General features: G+C 70.7%; 19 protein-coding genes. 2 read left to right on the plus strand and 17 right to left on the minus strand.

Translation table 11 applies throughout. The annotated features are described in order from the left end of the window. Window positions 1-54 precede the first annotated feature (54 nt). Window positions 55-408 (plus strand): hypothetical protein, encoded by a 354-nt coding sequence (locus tag ABEB07_RS20120; RefSeq protein ID WP_345669607.1) that lies wholly within the window; start codon window positions 55-57, stop codon window positions 406-408. After that, on the plus strand, window positions 395-1,252 hold the full coding sequence (locus ABEB07_RS20125) for a hypothetical protein (RefSeq protein ID WP_345669608.1): 858 nt from the start codon (window positions 395-397) through the stop codon (window positions 1,250-1,252). Before ABEB07_RS20120 ends, ABEB07_RS20125 begins: the two co-directional genes overlap by 14 nt. Before the next feature lie 237 nt (window positions 1,253-1,489). Here ABEB07_RS20125 and ABEB07_RS20130 read toward each other — a convergent pair whose 3' ends face one another. From ABEB07_RS20130 to ABEB07_RS20210, 17 genes are all read right to left on the minus strand, one after another. Continuing rightward, a complete protein-coding gene (locus ABEB07_RS20130) occupies window positions 1,490-2,122 on the minus strand; it encodes a hypothetical protein (RefSeq protein ID WP_345669609.1) in 633 nt (210 codons plus the stop codon). Window positions 2,123-2,166: 44 nt separating this feature from the next. Further along, entirely contained in the window at window positions 2,167-2,319 is a 153-nt protein-coding gene (locus tag ABEB07_RS20135; RefSeq protein ID WP_345669611.1) for a hypothetical protein, read from the minus strand. Next, window positions 2,316-3,413: a tyrosine-type recombinase/integrase gene (locus ABEB07_RS20140; protein WP_345669612.1), complete on the minus strand. Its 1,098-nt coding sequence runs from the start codon at window positions 3,411-3,413 to the stop codon at window positions 2,316-2,318. The genes ABEB07_RS20135 and ABEB07_RS20140 overlap by 4 nt, the downstream gene beginning before the upstream one ends. A 437-nt stretch (window positions 3,414-3,850) precedes the next feature. Further along, window positions 3,851-4,843, minus strand: a complete 993-nt coding sequence (locus ABEB07_RS20145) for a deazapurine DNA modification protein DpdA family protein (RefSeq protein WP_345669613.1) — start codon at window positions 4,841-4,843, stop codon at window positions 3,851-3,853. 107 nt (window positions 4,844-4,950) lie between these two features. Beyond that, entirely contained in the window at window positions 4,951-5,127 is a 177-nt protein-coding gene (locus tag ABEB07_RS20150) for a hypothetical protein (protein WP_345669614.1), read from the minus strand. After that, window positions 5,124-6,464: a hypothetical protein gene (locus ABEB07_RS20155; RefSeq protein WP_345669616.1), complete on the minus strand. Its 1,341-nt coding sequence runs from the start codon at window positions 6,462-6,464 to the stop codon at window positions 5,124-5,126. The genes ABEB07_RS20150 and ABEB07_RS20155 overlap by 4 nt, the downstream gene beginning before the upstream one ends. A 46-nt stretch (window positions 6,465-6,510) precedes the next feature. Further along, window positions 6,511-7,134 (minus strand): hypothetical protein, encoded by a 624-nt coding sequence (locus tag ABEB07_RS20160; protein ID WP_345669618.1) that lies wholly within the window; start codon window positions 7,132-7,134, stop codon window positions 6,511-6,513. 86 nt (window positions 7,135-7,220) lie between these two features. Continuing rightward, window positions 7,221-8,768 (minus strand): ParB/RepB/Spo0J family partition protein, encoded by a 1,548-nt coding sequence (locus tag ABEB07_RS20165; protein WP_345669619.1) that lies wholly within the window; start codon window positions 8,766-8,768, stop codon window positions 7,221-7,223. Between the two features lie 92 nt (window positions 8,769-8,860). Beyond that, the gene (locus tag ABEB07_RS20170) at window positions 8,861-9,148 is read right to left on the minus strand and encodes a hypothetical protein (protein WP_345669620.1); all 288 of its coding nucleotides are present in this window, start codon (window positions 9,146-9,148) and stop codon (window positions 8,861-8,863) included. A gap of 52 nt (window positions 9,149-9,200) precedes the next feature. Then, window positions 9,201-10,421: a DUF6573 family protein gene (locus tag ABEB07_RS20175; protein ID WP_345669622.1), complete on the minus strand. Its 1,221-nt coding sequence runs from the start codon at window positions 10,419-10,421 to the stop codon at window positions 9,201-9,203. A gap of 91 nt (window positions 10,422-10,512) precedes the next feature. After that, window positions 10,513-11,124 carry a hypothetical protein gene (locus tag ABEB07_RS20180; protein WP_345669623.1) on the minus strand — a complete coding sequence of 204 codons (612 nt, stop codon included), beginning with the start codon at window positions 11,122-11,124 and terminating at the stop codon, window positions 10,513-10,515. A gap of 93 nt (window positions 11,125-11,217) precedes the next feature. Continuing rightward, window positions 11,218-12,126, minus strand: coding sequence for a class I SAM-dependent methyltransferase (locus ABEB07_RS20185; RefSeq protein WP_345669624.1), 909 nt, complete (start codon window positions 12,124-12,126; stop codon window positions 11,218-11,220). Window positions 12,127-12,257: 131 nt separating this feature from the next. Next, window positions 12,258-13,430 (minus strand): hypothetical protein, encoded by a 1,173-nt coding sequence (locus ABEB07_RS20190; protein ID WP_345669626.1) that lies wholly within the window; start codon window positions 13,428-13,430, stop codon window positions 12,258-12,260. A 159-nt stretch (window positions 13,431-13,589) separates the two neighbouring features. After that, window positions 13,590-15,593 carry a hypothetical protein gene (locus ABEB07_RS20195; RefSeq protein ID WP_345669627.1) on the minus strand — a complete coding sequence of 668 codons (2,004 nt, stop codon included), beginning with the start codon at window positions 15,591-15,593 and terminating at the stop codon, window positions 13,590-13,592. A 252-nt stretch (window positions 15,594-15,845) separates the two neighbouring features. Then, a complete protein-coding gene (locus ABEB07_RS20200) occupies window positions 15,846-16,583 on the minus strand; it encodes a hypothetical protein (RefSeq protein WP_345669628.1) in 738 nt (245 codons plus the stop codon). 28 nt (window positions 16,584-16,611) lie between these two features. After that, complete coding sequence (locus ABEB07_RS20205; RefSeq protein WP_345669630.1) at window positions 16,612-16,896, minus strand: hypothetical protein; 285 nt, start codon at window positions 16,894-16,896, stop codon at window positions 16,612-16,614. A 72-nt stretch (window positions 16,897-16,968) separates the two neighbouring features. Then, complete coding sequence (locus ABEB07_RS20210) at window positions 16,969-17,538, minus strand: hypothetical protein (RefSeq protein ID WP_345669631.1); 570 nt, start codon at window positions 17,536-17,538, stop codon at window positions 16,969-16,971. Window positions 17,539-18,368 lie beyond the last annotated feature (830 nt).

The raw sequence follows: 18,368 nt of genomic DNA on the forward strand, positions 1-18,368 counted from the left end.
ACCGGGGCTTGTTGCACCTCGCCTTCACCCTCCCGACACGGAGGTCCTTCACTCATGCGCGAATCCGTGCTGTCCTCTGCCCAGATCGTGCTCACCCTCGCCCTCGTGGCGTGGATGATCACCGGCTTCACGCCCCTGCCCGGCCGCTGGCTGCGGTGGAAGATGTTCTGCCGGGCCACCTTCACCATCGTCCAGCTCACCGGCACCAAGGACGGCCGTGCCGAGCCGGTCAACGTCTACGACCACCTCTCGCCCGGCTCCTTCATCCTCGGCCCTCCCCAACTCCAGGCGATCCTCGACCACCTCACCACCAGCGGCCGATACGACCGGATCGACGGCACCGGCCGCGTCCTGTCCGCCCGCGGCGAGCAGCCCGTGAAGGTGGTGGCCGGCCGTGTGGTTCTTTGACGCGCTCGCCTCCGGCTTCACCCACCCCACCGACCCGGGCCGGCTCCAGTGGTTCCGGATCGTCTTCGGCACCGTGCTCACCGCCCGGTTCGCCCTCGCCCTCGGCCAGGGCGGCTGGGACCGCCTCGCCACCGGCTCCCTCAGCCTCCACCTCGCCGAACAGCGCTTCGGCCCCCGCCAGGCCCGGCTCCTCGCGAGCGTGTACCGGCCCGCGCTGATCGTCCGTACGGCCGCGGCCCTCGCCCTGGCGCTCGGTCTCGTGCCCAGGCTCGCGCTGCTGACGGTCCTGGCCGGCGCCGCGATGGAACTGCTGTACCTCAGGAGCCCCAACGCCGTCCGCTACACCCTGCTGACCGGAACCGCCCTGCTGCTCGCAGGGGACCTCGGCCACGGCCTCGCCGTCGAGCACGGCGCGAGCGCGGCGAACACCTGGGCGCAGTGCCTCCTCGTGCTGATCACCACGGACATCTACTGGAACAGCGCCTGGCAGAAGCTCCGCTCGCCCCAGTTCCGCAGCGGGCTCTACCTCGCCCAGTGGGTGCACACCTACAGCCAGGTCAGGGACCGGCTGCCCTACCGGCGCCAGTTCGCCGTTCCCGGCTTCGTCCGCCGCCACGCGGGCAACCTCACCGACCGGGACGTACGTCTCTGGCGCGCGGTCGCGGCCGGCGTCATCGCGGCGGAGATCGCGCTGCCACCCGCGCTGCTCATCGAGCAGACGATGCCGTACGCCGTCGTCGCCGGGATCGGGATGCACGCCGCGTTCAGCTGCCTCAAGCCCCGCCAGCTCATCACCTTCTCCGGCCTTACCGTCGGCACCTACATCGCTTTCGCGGCCACCTGACCGTTCCCGCCCCGGTGTGCCTCACTCCTGGGGTCGAGGCCCGGGGTGTCAGACCTCCCGTTTACGGTCTCGCCGCGATGGACTAGATGAAGCAGCCCCAACCTCGACGGACCCGTATCAGCGCCGAGCAGGCCGTCGAGGCGATGCGGGAAGCCGGTCTGGAACCGCTCGTTCCCTAGCCGGGCATCAAGCCGCTGGCACTGCCGGCGCCGCCGTAGCACCGGGCGGATGAAGCCGTCAGCCTGAGGGGAGGAGCCCGTTCTCCCCGACGGCATCGGCCGCGGTCCGTAGGAACGCTTTGTATGCGTCCTGCGCGCGGTCTTGGAGAACACCGAGGTCGGGCGCCTCGGGGTCCAGTCCGTATCCAGTCAGGAGCTCGACGTAGCCGGACAGCGGGGGCGTGATGGGGCCGCCATCCAGGGCCTGGCCCTTGAGGGCCTCGATGGCGCGGCCGGTCGCGCTGCTGAGAAGGATGAACCTCTCAGCCACCTCAAGCGCGGCATCGGCCACTGGGCGGGTGGCGTCCAGGGCGAGAACGACACGGATCTTCTGGACCTCGTTCTGCCGGTACTTCAATGCCTGGTTCCAGCGCTTGTGTGCCTTCTCGATCCACTCTTCACGCTGGTCCGGAAAGCGCTCGACTCGACCGAGGGGTAACAGCGTGGTGGACAGCAGGTCCAGGTAGCGCTCGTGCGTCTCGGCGAAGGCGAGGTAGGTGGCCCTGCGCGAGTCCCGCAGGGCCCGCATGCTCTCGGCCTTGACCTGGTGGCGAGCCGTGTTGCGGCTCAGGAGAGCCGCGGCCAGGCCGGTCGCTCCGGTGCCGAGGGCTCCGACCATGGCACCGAGTACGGCGGCGAGTCCTGCATTCATCGCGCCACTGTGACGGGTCGGCGACGAGCTGCGCGAGATGATGATCAGCCATCTCTGGGCGATGTCTCCGAAACCACTTCGCCCCGACGCCAGTCTGGTTCGGTGTTCTCGATCAGCCAAGCCATCCACCCCGCGCGGTCGACGGGCAGCGTGACGACGCGGGACTCAACCCTGGCGACTGTCAGTTCGACGGTCATCGCGCCATCTCCCGGCGTCGGGCGTCGGCGCGCTCGACCGCGGCCCGACGACTCCCTTCGTCAACGTGGACGTACGGGGCCATGGACGATTCGGACATGTGCCCGAGGAGGTCGGAGACCACCGACCGGTCGGTGCCCTGGCGGATCCACTCGGTGGCGGCGCTGTGACGGATCATGTGCGGCCGGGCGATCAGGTCCGCCCGCCGGGCGAGCCGGTCGAACACGCCCTTGACCCCGGAGTACGTCATCGCCTGTCCGAGCGGCTCCCGGAAGAGGTTGACCAAGACCTGCTCGGTGAAGTCTGCCTGCGGGACCTCGGAACGCTCGTGGAGGTAGTCGGCGTAGCAGATGCCGAGGTCGGCGGTCACCGGGATGGCGCGCGGCCTCCGCGACTTCGCCCACGCGCCGTTGCTGTTCAAGCGGCGCTGTACGTGCACGTGCGGGCCCTTGACCTGGCATCCGAATGCCTGCGAGTCGGCCAGGAGGTGCATGTCCTCGCGCCGCAGTCCGAGCGCCTCGCCGATCCTCATGCCGGTGCACCACAGCAGGAGCACCAGGAAGCGGTCCCGTGCGTGCCGGGTCACGTCGATCAGGCGGGATATCTGCTCGACCGTCAGCCACTCGATCCCCGAGTCGACGCCCCGGAGCTTGAGCAGCCGCGAGCGGACCGTCTGGTGCTGGCCGTTCTCAACGGGGTTGAAGCCCTTGGGTAGATACCGCAGGTAGCGGGGCTCGGTGAGCTGCCCGGCGAGTTCGGGATCCACCCTGTTCATGCGTATGCCGAAGTTCAGGAATTCGCAGACTGTGCCCACGATCGCGTTGGCGGTGTTCTCGTCGCGGAATCGTTCCGGCCCGCCTCCGCTGCGGGCACGCGATGGCAGTGGCCCCTCCACCAGCCAGTGCATGAAGCGAGCGAGCTGCCACACGGTGATCTGCGCCCAGTCCAGGCGATGGAAGGTGCAGTACGACAGGTACAGCGCCGCCCGCCCGGCGTACGTCCTCTCCGTGTTATAGGCCCGGCCGGCGTCTCGCAGGCCTGAGAGGAACAGCGAGCCTTCACGGTGGAGGGCGTAGTCGTCGGTTCCGACGATCACCCACCCTGTCTTGTCCTTGGTCAGCGTCGCCCGCTCTGCGCGGCACGACGTCACAAACGTGCCTGTGATGTCGAACACCCATTGGATACCGATGATCCGGCCAGTTCAGCATGCATGTGGCTGACGTGGCTGTTGGAAAGATCACCGTGAAGATAACGGGCCACGAGCCGCTGTAGTGGTGGGCGCGCACGAAGGCCTTCGCCGTGTGGACCAGATCGTTCGGCATCTCGCGGACGCGGTAGCGGGACGGGTCGAACCCGCCTTCACTCCTCGGCCTCCAGCTGTGCCGGCGGTTGTTCCACCGCTGGCGGACGGCGCCGAGATCGAGCGGGGGTTGCTCGTACGTAGACATCAGGGTGTTCCCCTCGGGGCGGTGAGTTGGTGAAGGAAGGCCGGTCCGGGGTTGTCGCCCCGGGACCGGCACGGTCGGCGGTGGGTCAGGTCGTGATGGGGAGCATCAGCTGACGGGGGGCGTGCAGTACGTCCAGGACGCGTTCGCGCCAGCGCATCGCCCAGTGCACGCAGTTGGAGCAGCTCTTGTGCTTGCCCTCGCAACTTGGCAGCGGGGCGTTCCAGCGGGCATCGCGCGACCACGCCAGGGAGTCGGCGGAGGCCAGGTACTCGGCGCACGTCTCCAGCGCTTGGGTTTTCAGCCCGAAGCCGTGCAGGCGCAGTCCGGCGGTGGCCACCGTGGCGAGGACGGCCTGAACGTCCTTGAGCGACTTGCGGCGGCACACGGAGCCGACCCCGACCAGCGGATAGTCCGCCAGCCGGACGCCGCGCTTGTCGTACAGGTCCAGGCAGGCTGCGTAGTCGGCCGGCCGCCAGCCCTGGACGGTCGGGATGATGTCGACGCCGGGGTCTTCGGCCATCAGGTCGACGAAGTTGCCCACGGTGCGGTCGATGTGCTCGCGCACGGACAGACCGGTTTTGGCGATCATGTCGGGCTCGCACATCCAGTCCTGCGGACCGGCCCAGACCAGGCGGCCGATCCCGTCGCGGAACTGGCGCAGCTCGCGGACGTAGGCGTGCGGGCCGATCGTCCATCCGCCGTGGTTGTCGAGTTCGGAGAAGGCGCCCGAGTCGTACACCCAGGCCTCGGCGGCGCGGGGCAGCGTGGCGCGGCCGGTCAGGGCGGAGCGTGAGACGCACATCGGCACGCCCCAGGTGGAAAGCCAGTTGGCGTGGTGTCCGCCGATCCAGAACATGGGTCCCTCGGGCGGCGAGTCGCCTGGGTGGAAGCCGAGGCCGTACTCGCAGTGGCAGACGCAGCTGCCCATCGTGCAGAACCCGCAGTCCAGGCACTGTTCGTGGTAGCAGTGGCCGCAGGCGTAGCGGACGGCAGCTGTGCAGGTGCACGTCTCGGGATACGGGGCGTACACCGGCGGCGCCGGCATCCGGCGGGTCGGGGCGGTGAGGACGGCGTTCACGGGCGTGTCCTTCGAGTTGGTGAGTGGGGCCGGTCCGGGGTTGCCGCCCCGGACCGGCGGTGGGGCAAAACGGAGAGTGGGTGTGGCTCACGCGGTCGGCGACTGCGTCAGGTGTCTGCGCTGGGCAGGTCGCCGCGGTTCCACGGAGCGAGGCCGGCCCGCGGCTCGCTGGCCCCGTGATCGCGTTCGTGCCGCGCGGCTGCCAGAAGGGCGAGGATCCGTTCGCCCTTGATGGCGGCCTGGTGGCGCAGCGGGCCCGCGGGGATCTGGTCGGGGAGCGTCACCCGTATCGTCCCCAGGTCGATCTGCAGCGTAACGGTGTGCACGAGGGCGCATCCCCGGTCCTGCCCGGCGTACAGCTGCAGCCGCGCTTCCACGCGGTGGTCGACGGGGGTGAGTACGACGTACTCGTTGCGCCAGGAGCGGTGTTGGGGGTCGGGGGAGATCCGCACCCGGGGGAGATCCGCACCCGGGCGAGGACGGTGCGGCCGGTGGGCACCGAGCGGTCGTAGAGCGGGGCGGTGGGGTCCTTCTCCCGGCGGGTCACGTGTTCGTGGAACGGGTACCAGCCGGGTCCGTAGAACACGGCCTGGGCGTCCAGGACGTACCGCCAGCCGCCGAGATCCAGCTTCACGCCGTAGATGTCGCGTTCGACCTGCGGGGCGACGTAGAGGTCGAGGGGCGCCGTGACGGCGCGCGGCATCAGGTGCGGGGCGAGGCAGGGGAACGCCGGCAGGTCGGTGGGCAGGAACGTCGTGCGGGTGTTCCCCAACTCCCCTGGCACGAAGCGGCCGGTGCCCACTACCGAGCGGACCAGGTAGGGGACCGTGCGGCCGCGCGGGGTGACGCGCAGGGCGACGGCCGAGCCCTCGACGGAGATCAGCTCCTGGAAGTCCCAGTCCGGCCGGTCCGTGCACAGCCGGTGCTGTAGCTCGCGCAGGGCTCGGGAGGAGCGGCGGCCGAGCGGGTCTTCCGGATCCCAGTGCGGATCTGAGAGCAGGACCAGGGCGGCGGCGGGGTGCCATTGGTCGGTCAGGACCTGCCATGGTCCGTGCGGCAGCAGAGAGGCGACCTGGCCGGTCAGTTCCCCTGCGCCGGTTAGGTCGCGCAGGACGGCGGCGGTGAGACGGGAAGTGGACGGTGCGTCCCAGGGACCGCCCAGGGTGAGGCTCAGCCCGCTGCCGGGGGCGCCCAGGGTGACGCTGAGCCGTCGGCCCTCCAGCCAGGCCTGCGCGTGCCCGAACTGGACGAACAGGCCCGGCTCGGCAGGCTGCTGGAAGGGGGCACCGGTGGTGAGTAGGCGGGCAACGGCCTCGGGGGACGGGTGGGCGTCGCGGGCGTCGGGCAGGGCCGGGGCGTAGCGGGTGACCGCGTCGAGAATGCGCGACGTGACGGGCGTCGGGGTGTGCGCGCTGATGCGCGCGGTGCAGATCCGGGCGGGGCCGGTGGGCGACGGCGCGGCCAGAGCGGCCTCAAGCTGGCCGTGCCGCTCGCGGGTGCGCAGGGTCAGCCGGTAGCCGCCGGGCAGGTCGGCGCGGGTGCGGTCACGTCCGCGCAGGTGGTGTTCGACGATGGTGTCGGAGATCGCGTAGGTCGGAGAGGCGGGCTCGAACTCGTACATGGCGCAGGCCTCCAACGGCGGTAGTCGGCGCGGGTGTGCGGGGCGGTCAGCGGGTGATGCGGGCCCGGGCGCCGCCGGCCTGGACGCGGACGGCATCGGCGTGTGCGGCGGCGCGGACCTTGTCGGCCCACTCGGCGGCACGCTGGGCCAGTCCTGCGAGGCGCACGAAGTAGGCGTCCTGGTGCTGACGGGCGCGGTCCATCAGCGCCGCGTGCTCGGCGGTCAGCTCCTGGGCGGTGTACGCGGCGATCGCCTCGACCCCGTGGCGGCGGGTGACACGCCCGAAGGGGCAGGCGCCTTCCTCCTGCTCGATGACGGCGAGATCGGCGGCGGGCCAGCCGGTCTCCTCGTCGCACGGCCCGAGCTGGATGTCGAGCACGTACACCGCGTCCGCGTCGTGCAGGCAGTCAGCCTGGTAGCGGATGTGCGGGCGGGGCACTGGGCCCGTCTGGCGCTTGGTGCGCGCGCGCCACAGGTCGGGGGCGGGGTCCTCCTCGTCCTGGCGGAGGCGGTGAAGGTAGGAGACCAGGGCGGGCAGCTGCCAGGCGGGGGAGCCGAACGGCGCGGCCGGCATGGCGATCCCGGACCGGGCGATCAGGCCCGTGTGGTTGCTGACGGCGGCCTGGGCGACGAACAGCGAGGCGCTCAGGCGGAGTTCGGAGCGGAGCATGGCGAGGCCTTCCGGGCGGGCGGCGCGCAGAGGTGGAAGGGGAGGGTGCCCGGGCCGGACCGGACAGGTCCGGCCCGGGCAGCAGGTCAGGACGCGTCCTCGGAGTCCTCGACGCTCACGGCGTCCGGGGTGTCCTCGTCGGCCTGGCCGTCGGCGTCGGCCGCGTCCGGCTCGCCCTCCTGGTAGGGCTCGTCGTCGACGATGGCCTGTTCGACGCTGGAGAGCGGGTAGCCGATCTCGGCAAGGAACTCCAGCCACGTGCGGGCGTCCTCGCGGATCTCCCGCAGCTCGTACACGGCAGAGCGGGCGGCGCTGTCGGTGCGCCAGGTCCGGACCTCGCACATCCGCTTCTCGAACGTCGCGGCCAGCACCGCGAAGTTCAGCAGCGTGAGTTTGGCCGGGGTCGCCGACTTGGCGCGCTCGGCGGGGGCGTCGTAGCCGGTCAGCTCCTTGACCAGGTCCCGGCGGCCCGCGTCGCCCACCCACTGAGCCACCGGCTTGGGGCAGGAAAGGAGCTGCTCGGTGACGAACGCGGCGAGCGGCTTCGGTGCGGTCTTGCGGCCGATCAGGTCCTTCAGCCACGCCTGCCGGGCCTTCTCGGCGGCGCGGTAGGCCTTGTTGCCCGCCTTGACGTACTCGCGGGAGGGCTCCGACGGCTTGGCCGCCCCCGTCGCCTGCGGCTGCTCCTCGGCCTGGTCGCCGTCCGTCTCGGAGGCGTCCTCCTGGGGCGGGTAGTGGCCGAAGCGCTCCGGGTCGGTGCAGAAGTACTCCACCTCGCCGGGCTCGCGGGGGTTCTCGGCCCAGGTCGCCACGTGTCCGGGGCACTCGGCGTGTGCCTCGGCGCTCATGGGCTCGCCGTCCGGGCCGTCCAGCTCGCTGAGCGGCTCGACGGTGGCCGGAAGCGTGTCGCCGTCCTCGGCCAGTCGCACGCCTGCGGCCTGAAGCTGCGGGCGGACCTGCTCACGGGCGCGCTGCTCGGCGCGGTCGTCGCGCTCCCACTGCACCTGGAACTCGAAGCGGCCCTTGGCGTAGGCATCCAGCAGCCGGTTGACGGCGGCGGCGTCGTCGTCGAACTCGCCCAGCACCCCGAGGACTTCGAGGTCGAGGTCGTACGTACCGGCCTCGGCGAGTGCCGAACGGGTCCGCTCGCCCACCGACTTCGCGGTCCTCACGGCCTGGGACACGTCCCTGCGGGAGCGGCCGGTGAGTTCGGCGACCCTGGCCTGCTTCATGCCCGCGCCGACCGCGCCGAACAGGGCGTCGGCCTGCTCCAGCTCGGTCAGGCCCCGGCGGTAGTCGTTGTCGTTCTCGATGAGCTGGTCGATGAAGTCCTCGCCCGCCTCGCGCAGGGAGGGGTCGAGCACGTACGCGGGGACCTCGATCGCGTCCTGCTCCTCGCCGGTCTCCTTGGTGGCCCGGGCGGCGAAGTAGCGCCGGTGGCCCATCTTCAGTTCGTAGGTGTCCTCGCCGAGCGGGAGGACCACGACGGGGACCTTCACGCCGTTGGCCGCGACGGACTTGAGGAACTTCTCATCCAGGTTGAGGTCCTGGCGGACGTTGTTCTCGTTGACGCGGATCTGGCCGAGCTGCAGGGTGACCCGCTGCATCGGTGTGGTTGTTGCGGTGTCGCTCACGGATTGCTCCTCGTGCGATCGGTTGGTGTTGAGCAAGTTGCCGCTTGCTCGTTAAATCAATTATACGTCATTGAGTGTTGGGGCAAGGCCTTTTATCCCTGGTCGGCTGGGGTGTGATGCTGGCGGATCTCCTCGGCGATGCCCTTGGCAACCGCCTCAATGTCCTCAGGAGTGTGGACTTCGCGGAACGCGGCGATGGGGCCAAGGGGGTTGAGGGTTGCCCACAGGCAGAGCTCGCCGTGTTCGTCGACGTGGAGCGCGTACGGGTCGGCTCCTGGGGCGTCCAGGTGGCCGGAGGCTTTCCATGGGCCGGCGGTGGCCGTCCAGTTGACGCCGAGGATCTCGGCGACGCGGTCGGCGACTGCTGCGGGGGTCGTCATGGGGGCTGGTCCTTTCGGGGCCGGGCCCGGGGGCGGTGCGCCCCCGGGCTGGCTAGGTGATCAGTCCTCGTGGGGTTCCATGATGGTGATCACGGGTTCGCCGTGGTCGCCGGGGCCGATTGCGCAGACGAGCTGGACCGGCTGGGCCTGCCGGGGTGCGGCCGTCGCGCGGCACCCGTCGCAGGTCGACGGTGACCTCACCTCCGCCGCTGCGCCGGATCGCGTGGCGGGCCATGGTCAGTACGTCCCACAGACGACCGCGCTCGTCCTGCGGCGTCTGCCGCTCGCTGTCGCCCTCGTTCCACGCCACGCAGCCCTCCCACACGGCGCTGGTGAGGGCGACCGGGACACGGAAGCCGGCCTCCCTCGCCAGCTCGGCGTCGGCGGCGACCAGGACGCCGTCTGCCAGGGCCCGGGCGCGGGTGTAGGCGTGGATGATGTCGTCCGGGTCGGCCAGCGGGACCGACCGCATGGCGTCGTCGCTGACGTCGGGGTCGTCGGTGACGGCGGCGTCGTGCAGAACCGCATCGATGCGGGACAGCACGCTGTCGCTGCTCACCGGCTCTTCACGCGGCGAGCTGGGGCGGTGCCGGGCGGGCTCCTGCTCGTGCGGGGAACTGTGGCCGTGGTCGGCCGGTGCGGGGCCCGTGGGCGACTGGGCTGCGTCCTCCTCGGCCACCATCGCCGCGTGCACCTCCAGCACCGTCCCCAGGGCCGCAACCCTCCCGGCGTCGCCGACGGTCACGGCCTCCGCCCGCTCCTGCTCGAACTCATCCCGGATCTGCTCGTGGCTGTAGCCCTGGGCGAGCTTCACGCGGACGGTCTTTCCCACGAGATCGACCGCCAGGGCGGGCAGATGACCGGGCAGACGGTCACGCCCCGGCACACCGGATGCCCGCGTGCGCCGGGCGAGCGTGCAAGCCGCGCTGCGGTCCTGCGCGCTGGCCGGTCCGGCGGCCTGGTGCGCGTGCCCAGAGCCGGGCCCGGCGGTGGGAGCCGCGGGAACCTCGGCGGCCGGCGCATCGTCCGCTGGGGCGGCGGGGGCCTCGGCGGTCAGTTCGTAGAACCGGTTGGAGTGAACGTGGACCGTCCACTTCTGCCTGGGGGTGTCCTCGGTGAGCCGGGCGCGCGGCGTGCTCTCCCACGCCTCGAATGCCCGCGCCGGGTCGACCTGCACCATGTTGCCGCTGTCGGAGTCGTAGGCACGGCAGGTGCGAGCCGCCGCGCGGATTTCCGCAACGCGCTTGGTCCAGTTCCGGCGGATGGTGGTCATGGTGCGTCCTCCTGTGTCGAGTGGTGCCGGATGAGTTGCCGCTCATCCGGTAGGGGGCCGGTCGCCGTGGTCGGCGCCCGGCGGAACGAGTTCAGGCCCGGACGGCCGAGTCGGCGGTGCGCAGGGCCTCGCGGGTGGCCTCCAGCAGCGGCACGGAGATACCGCCCGCCTCCAGGTCGGCGGCCGTGATGCGGCCTGCCCCCAGGTCGCAGAACAGGTTCCCCAGGCAGACCGACAGGGCGCCCAGCGCATAGCGCAGGCCGTGCGGGGTGACCGTGCGCGCGCCCACCAGGAACCCGCGCCGGTCGTGGGGGGCGGCATTCACCAGATCGCGCACGGTCGGGTAGTCGTCGGAGGTGGACCCCTGGAAGCGGGTCGCGCGTAGGAAGGCCACCATGGCGCGGTCCATGCGGAAGGTGCCCGGCTTGGTGTGGTCGTCCTCGTCGGCGGCCTCGACCAGCCGCCCCACGGGCTTGGTGCCGGTCCATCCGGAGTTCGACGGCGTGGTGTCCCTGCCGTGAACCTCGGCGTTGCGGACGTGCGCGTACGTGCTGTCGACGGTGGCGCCGCCCGGGCTGCGCTCCTCCTGTCCGGCCACCTTCTCGACCAGCCAGACCGGCTCCGAGCCGGGCCGGTAGGCGGTGAAGTCCTCCCGGTCGAAGACCAGCATTCCGGCGGTGATGTCGTGTCCGTAGGCGCCCATGTGCGGCTCCCTGTCTGCTCGGTGTGGGTCGGTCGGTGGCCGGCGAGTTGCCGCTCGCCTGTAAAATCAATAATACACCATTACGGGGGTTGATCAATCCCCTTTTCGGAACAAGGTGTCCCCGTCATCGCCGCCGAACCCGGCGGGCTGCGCGGCCCTGGGCGCAACACGGGCGGGCTCGGCCTTCGGCTTGCGTGGGCGGCTGGTCACGGCTTCCTGCTCCGCGCGGGCGGCCTGCTCCGCCTGGGCCTCGAACTCGTCCTCGTCGCGGTTGCGCACCACGATTTCAACGGCCGGTGAGGCGTCGCGCCACTGGTCGCGGTACTCGTCCGTGGGGATGCCGGGGTTGGGGCGGAGCTTGATCCCGGTCTCGCGGTGGAAGCGCTCGTACGCGGGCGAGTCCTGCGAGACGAATCCGGTCTCGATGCGGAACGGGGCGGATTCCCTCGGGATGATGAACGCTCCCCGCCGGGCCAGGGTTTCGGCGACCGCGATCACGTGGAACTCGAACAGCGGTCCCCGGTAGCCGGGGGCGTTGCCGTTGCGCTTGATCCGCCCGAACGGCGGGTTGCTGATCGCGCAGTCGAAGGGACCGAGTTTCATGCCCGGGACGTCGAGCACATCGGCGCAGATCCACGTGGCCTCCGGCAGGATGCGCCGCCCGACCTTCACGTACTCCGGGTTCTTCTCCACGCACACGATCTCGCGCGGCGGCAGACGCTCCCAGCACCGGTTCCAGTAGTCGCGGGCGTGCCAGGCCAGGCGTCCGATGCCCGCGCACAGGTCGATGATGCGGTCCCCCGGAACCACGTGGTGGAGTTCGCCGGCGAGCTCGGCCGGTGTGAAGAACGCGCCGTCCAGGGTGCGGCCCATGTTCGCGGACTCGTGGAAGTGGTCGAGAACGAATTCCCGCTCCTCGATCGTCAAGTCCGGTTCCATGTCGACCAGTTCGCACGCCCGGTTGTGCTGCTTGGTCTGCTCCTTGCTGAGCTTTCCGGCCATGGCATGCCGCCTTTCGGTGGTGAGGGGGAGCGGTTCTGACGCGGGTTGTCCGGACCGCTCCAGAGCGGTCCTGTGTCCGACGGGGCGCGATGGCTACGGCGTCCGCGCTGCGCGCCACCAGGAGGCGTTCGTCAGCTGTCGGTCGGCGGCTGGGAGGTGCTGCACCGGCGTCCCCACCCGCGAGCGGGGTCGTGCTCCGTCACGTACCAACCGCACGTCCCGCACCGTGGCCCCCATGACTGGGGCGCGGCGGTGGGCTCGGCGATGTACACGTCCCCGGACTTCCAGGGGAAGCCTCCCGGGGCGAACCTCACGGACTCGTCCGGCATGAGCAGTGCCCAGCCGTCCGGCCAGTCGATGGGGCCCGGGCGCGTGGCCTCGGAAACTGCCTCACGGACGGCTGCTTGCGTCCAGACCTGCGGGACGCGGCCGTGCCCGGTGACGCGGTACGCGTCGGCCGTGATGTACCGGTCCGGGTGGGTGATGATGACGCCGGAGTCGCGGTCCGGCGTAAAGGTGATCGCTGAATGCCTGGTGGTCTGGCGGTAGAAGATCGCTTCGTCGTCGGTGATGGTGGCCTGGCTGGACAGCCAGAATCCGAGCGATCCGCCGAGGAACGCGCGTACCGCGCCGCCGCTGAGGTGAGGCTGACCGTATCCGGGGGCCTCCCGCACGGGGACGCCGGTGTCGTTGTGGTGGATGGTCTGGGTGTAGCGCGCGTACATCCGCGCGTCGCGGACGACGATGCGTTCGCGGGGCGCGCCTTCGTACCACAGCGGCAGCGGCACAATCTCCAAGTCCGTACCCGGCAGCGGACTGCCGGGCTGGATCCATCCCGCTTCCCTGCCCGCTCGGCACATGGCGGGAGCCTCACGCACCCACGCGAGGAATTCGCCGAAACCGCCGGCATACCGGCCGTTGCGCTCGGACACCTCCGCCCAGTAGCTGGAGCCGTACCACACGCACCGGGCGGTGAGCTCCGCGGTCGTTGTCGGCGTGGGGAATGCACCGGTCAGGGTGACCGTGCGTACGTGGGTGCCTTCCACGATGCCCTCGGAGGTGACGGTCACGCCCCACCCGTTCGCCGTCGCTGCCTCGGCCAGCGTGCGCGCCCGCTTGGGCAGCTCAGCGACCTCGGCGGCGGACGGTGCGGCGGGACAGGCCGCGGAGGTGTCGGCGGTCGGCTCGGCCCTGGGGCCGGCTCCGCCGTCCGTCTCCCAGGCCTCGACGGTGCCCGGGTCGGTGACGGCGGCGCCCGGGTCCGGGCGATCGCCGGTGAGCTGAGAGGGGAGGTACGTGGACATGGGGGCTCCGCTCGGTGGGCCGGGCGCCTGGGGCGCCCGGCCGGTCGGGTGTCGGTTCAGGCGGTGGGGGTCGGCTCGGGCTGCGCCGTGGTGACGGTCAGGTTCTCGGCGCGCAGGTCGGCGGCGACCGCGTCCATGAACCCGGTGTCGGCCTGCTGGTCACGGGATCTTCGGCGCTTTCCATGGCTGGACCAGGGCCTTGATCGACGCGGACGCCTGTCCCTTCTCGATCCCGCTCGTACGTCCGTGCGTCTTCTTCGACGGGAGGTCACGGCCGATCAGCGCGCGCCCCTCGTCACGGGCCGACACGGCGTCCGCGAGGAGATCCACGAACGCGCGACGCTCCGCCATGCCCGGCGTGTGTTCCATGTCCGGCGACACCTCAGTGCACGCCGGAAGCTCGAACATCACTGCTGCTCCGCCGTCGGCCGATGCCCACGCCCCGCGCCCCGCCGGAACGTCACCGGCTGCCGCACGGGCCAGGAACTTGCGACCGGCGGCCGCACGCTGCCCGGCCTCCCTGGCTTCCGACTCCAGCGCGGACACCTCACGCTCACGCCACCGCACCACATCCCGCGCGCCCTGGCGCTGCTTGTCAGCGGCCCACGACACCTCACGCGCACGCGCGGACCACGCCCCCGCCATCTCCTCTGCAACCCACACATCCGGCCCCAGCACACCCGCCGACCGGCGTACTTCCTGGTGAAGGTCGTACGCATCCCGCCGCCACGCCGCGCACGTCTCCGCGTGCTCCTCAGCCACCGTCAGCCGCTCACGCGCCACGGTCAGCGCACGGCGCGCACGCTCCGTCAGCCACGCCCGCGACACCCGCACCGTGCCCTCGTACGGGCCACGGAACGCCACCAGGAACACCCCACCCCCGTTGCCGTGGCAGATCACCGGCAGCACCTCAACCGCGCCCCCGTCGGTCTCCCACCCGTCCACCCCGCCGGGGTCCGACACGACGTCGGGCAACGCCGCCGGGGTCTTCTTGGCCTCGTTCTCCTCGGCCGGAACGTCCGGTGTCACGCCGCTACCGGCCGGAGCGTCGTCGGCCGGAACCTCGGTCTTCTCGGCCGGTCCCTCCCACCCCGGGCGGGTGATGCGCAGCAGGAACGCCGACGCCTGGGGCCGCACCCGCCCGGCAACCGCGCGCGGTTCCGGCGCAGGCTCCGCGCACTCCTGAGCTGACGGCACGTCAAGACCGAACCAGCGCGCGACGGCGAGAGCGTCACGCGCTGCCCAACGGGCCGTGTCGACGTCGCCCAGCCCGTACGCGGACTCTGCCCCCTCTGCGCACTCTTCGGCCTCACGGACTGCACCCCGGGCGCTGTTGTACTGCTCGTCCGTCAGACCGTCCCAATCGATGGTCTGAGCGAACGCGCGGACCGTGTCCAGGGCAGCGCGCGCCATGCCGACCGATACGGCCGTCTGCGCGTTCTCCTCCGCCTTCTGCGCCGCCCTCTCCGCGTGGATGCCGTACACGCGCGCCGTCTCGGCCGTCGCGCGCAGCACCGCTGCCGGACGCTTCGCGATCACGTACGCGATAGCGGCCCCCGTGACCTCATCCCACGTACCGCGCACGTTCCCCGTCGGAAGGGTCACGGTGTGTCCGCCGCCCGACTTGAAATGGAAGCGGAACGGGAATCGCTCACCGCACACGGACAGGTCCGACAGCAGGTCGGAGCGCCGGAACTCCCCCTCGTAACGGTCGTCCAGCGACCGCGCTTGCATCGCTTCCGGCCACTCCTCCGCCGCCCTACGCGCGCGCTCGACTTCCGTCACGGACGGCGCCTTACGGGCACGCTTCCGGGGGGCCGAAGTCTCCGCCGCGGTCTCGGCCGGACCGGGCGCCGGAGCGTCCGTCCGGTCAGGCGCGGTCGGCTGTGTACGGGCGGTGGGCGCCTCGGCGGTCACCAGGTCCGCGACGGCGCGCCATGCGATGCCCTGGGCGGCCGTCTGGCCGTAGAGGGTGAGGGTGGCGCCGTCCCAGCGGTGTCCCCGGGCGGTGAGCCGCCACACGCAGCGCAAGACGGTTTCCCGGGCCTCCTGGCGGGCGGTGAGCAGCAGCGCGCAGTGTCCGGGCTGCGTCTGGACGGTGGCCGTCCATCCGGCCTCCTCGGCCTGGGCGGTGAGGCGGGCCAGGTTGCGGGGCAGGGCCACCCCTCGGGCGTCCGCCGTGTGGGGCCGCTCGGCGGGCGGGGCGGTGGGCGCCGGCACTTCGGCAGGGGGCGGGGCCGGCGCCTGGGCGGGGGCGCTCGTGCTGCTGGCGGGGCGCGTGATCGCGGTCATGTCGGGTCACTCCTGGTCGGGCTGGTGCCGGGTGAGTTGCCGCTCACACCGGGAGGCAGGGCAGGGGGAGGCAGGGGCGTTCCCGCCGGGGCCGGTCGGGCGACCGGCCCCGGCGGGTGGTGCTCAGTTGCGACGGTTCGGCGGCCGGTTGTCCCGGGGCGCGGTGTGGCTGGCACCCGCGCCGTGCGTCGGGGCCTGGTCCGGACGGGGCACCCGCTCGGCCTGCCGGTACTCAACGCCCGGTTCCGGGGCCACCGGCGCACCGGTCTCGGTGTCGACGGTGTACGCCTCCCGGATCTCCTGCGCGGTGAGCGGCCGAAGCCAGAAGTTCCGCACCCTCCAGCCGCGTACGAACTCCGACCCGTTGGGGCCGAAGGTGCGCACGACCAGACCACCGGTGCCGCATCCGACCAGGCCTGCCGCGATCACTGCGCAGACACGCATGGATGCGGCCTCGTTGATGACCAGGGCGTCACCGATGACGGTGAGCTGCTGGCCTTCGATGAGGTCACCGTGCGGCGTGCTGGCGCTCGCCACCATGTGGTGCGTCCCGTCGCCGAGAACGGCGTTCAGAAGGGACAGATACGCGTCGGCGGCGCGGTCGAGCAACGCGTGTGCCGTGTCGGCGGCGGTCTGCGTCGCCTCGTCCGTCACGTCCTCGCTGACGGGGTCGGGTGTCCACCGCATGGCGTCAATGCCGAGATCCTCGCCCGGGTCGACGTTCTGCCCTTCGAGGCTCCGCCCTACGTGGTCCTGGTACTCGCTCATCGTTCCCCTGCCTTTGGTTGTTGAGTTGGCGGTGGGTGAGTTGCCGCTCACCATCAGAATCAATAATACACTTTCATGGGAGGTGATCGTCAACCCTCAATCACCCCCCGGACCTGGTGAGTTACGGCGACTCCACCGGCGTCACGCTCGTACAGAAGAACGGGTTGCGGCTGAGGCTGAACGTGACGCGCTTGGTCTCGCCGGTGCTATCGCGCTTGCCGTAGATCTCGATGCCGGTCAACTCGTCCTCGTCATAAGCCACTTGCAACACGGTGCCTTCCCAGACCTCGGGCCACGGGGCGGGCTGGTTCGCGGTCCTCGGGCGGGCGTGGGCGGCCAGACTCCGGGTGGGGTTGCGCTCGATGCGTACCCGCTGTCCCCGGCTGATCGGTCCTGTGGCGGTCATGCTGTCCTCTCTCTGGTTTGGCTGTGGCTCCGGAAGGGTGGGGCGACCGGTGGCCGCCCCACCCTGGGCGCGTCACTGCGTCCGGGCTGCCCGCTGCTCCTCGGCGGCCGTCAACAGCTCGTTGACCCCGTGGCGGGCGTGGTCGGCCCGTACGCGGGCGGCCACCTCGTCGGCGGACGGCAGTCCGACCCCCCCGTCAAGGGCCAGTACTTCGTACGCCTCACGCCACCCGCGCACCTGGCACTCGACAGCCGCGCGGGACGCGCACGCGATCGTCAGACCCCCGACGGTGACCGACAGTGCGCCGATTCCGTCGGGGCTCACTGCCGCGCTGCGGGCCCGGACCTTGGCGCGTCGGAGCGCGTCGTCCAGGATCACGAACGAGTTGATGGTCAATTCGGGTTCGCGCAATTCTCCCGCGTCGACCTGCTCGGGAAAGATCCTGTCGAGCATCGCGGCGGCCTCGCACCAGCCTTCCCACCAAACGCGCGCGCCGGTAGGGTGACGGAATTCGATGATGGCCGTGGGGATCTTCAGAAGGGGGATGAGCGTCAGACCGATAGAGGCGTCGGTCTCGTGCTCCCCCGCAATGTGGATCGTGAGTCGGCTTACCGCGTCAACGGTTTCCGCTTCCGTGTTCAAGGGGGCTCCTCACGTTGGTGATTGAGACTGAGTCAGGTTGCCGCCTGACTACGAAATCAATAATACACTGCTCAGCCTCGGGTGACACCCGAAACGCCGAACCTTGCGACATCTCTTGCGCCTTCTCTTGCGGCTACTCCTGCGACATCTCTTGCGACATCTCTTGCGCGAGCCTCTTCGGGAAGGTCGGCGTATCCGCAGGTCAACCAAGGCTTGCGCGTATGGTCGGGGGTCTGACATCCCCTCTGCTGCCACTTTTCTGCGCCGGTTGAAGGATGAGTGAGGAATGGGGGCGGGAGCGTGGTTGCGCGGCTGCCTCGGGGATCGGGGGCGGCCTGTGGGTTGGCTGCGCGCCGGCTCCGCCGCCGCGCTGGGCTGTGGGAGGGTCCGGGCTGGAGCCCGGACGTGTGGGGCGTGGGGGAGCTGCTGGCGGGGCCCTGGCGGCTAGGCCGTCCGTGCTCGGCGTGGGTTGTGGGCATGGGTTGTCGGGAACGTTGTCCCGGGGGTATTTTCAGCTCTATTGGGAGTGGAAATAGGGAAATTGAGGAACGGTCGGTTTCAGAATTTCAGCCCGGAGGGTTCAGGAATTATGACCGGCAATCAACCCAAATGCTGAATGGTTATCAGTTCCTTTCGAAATCCTTCCGATCCTGGCCACCCCCACCCGTCCTGCCGCGACATTCCAGGAATTCGCGGAGCAAATTCCTGTGCTGAATTGCGGAGCAATTCAGGCACCGTCACGGAGTGACGGTGCATCAACTCTTTTGCGGAGCAAAAGAGTTGCCGCCGCGTAGCGGCGGCGCGTCGTGTCTGCGGAGCAGACCGCGCGC

The sequence above is a fragment of the Streptomyces similanensis genome, assembly GCF_039543625.1.
Classification (GTDB): Bacteria; Actinomycetota; Actinomycetes; order Streptomycetales; family Streptomycetaceae; genus Streptomyces; species Streptomyces similanensis.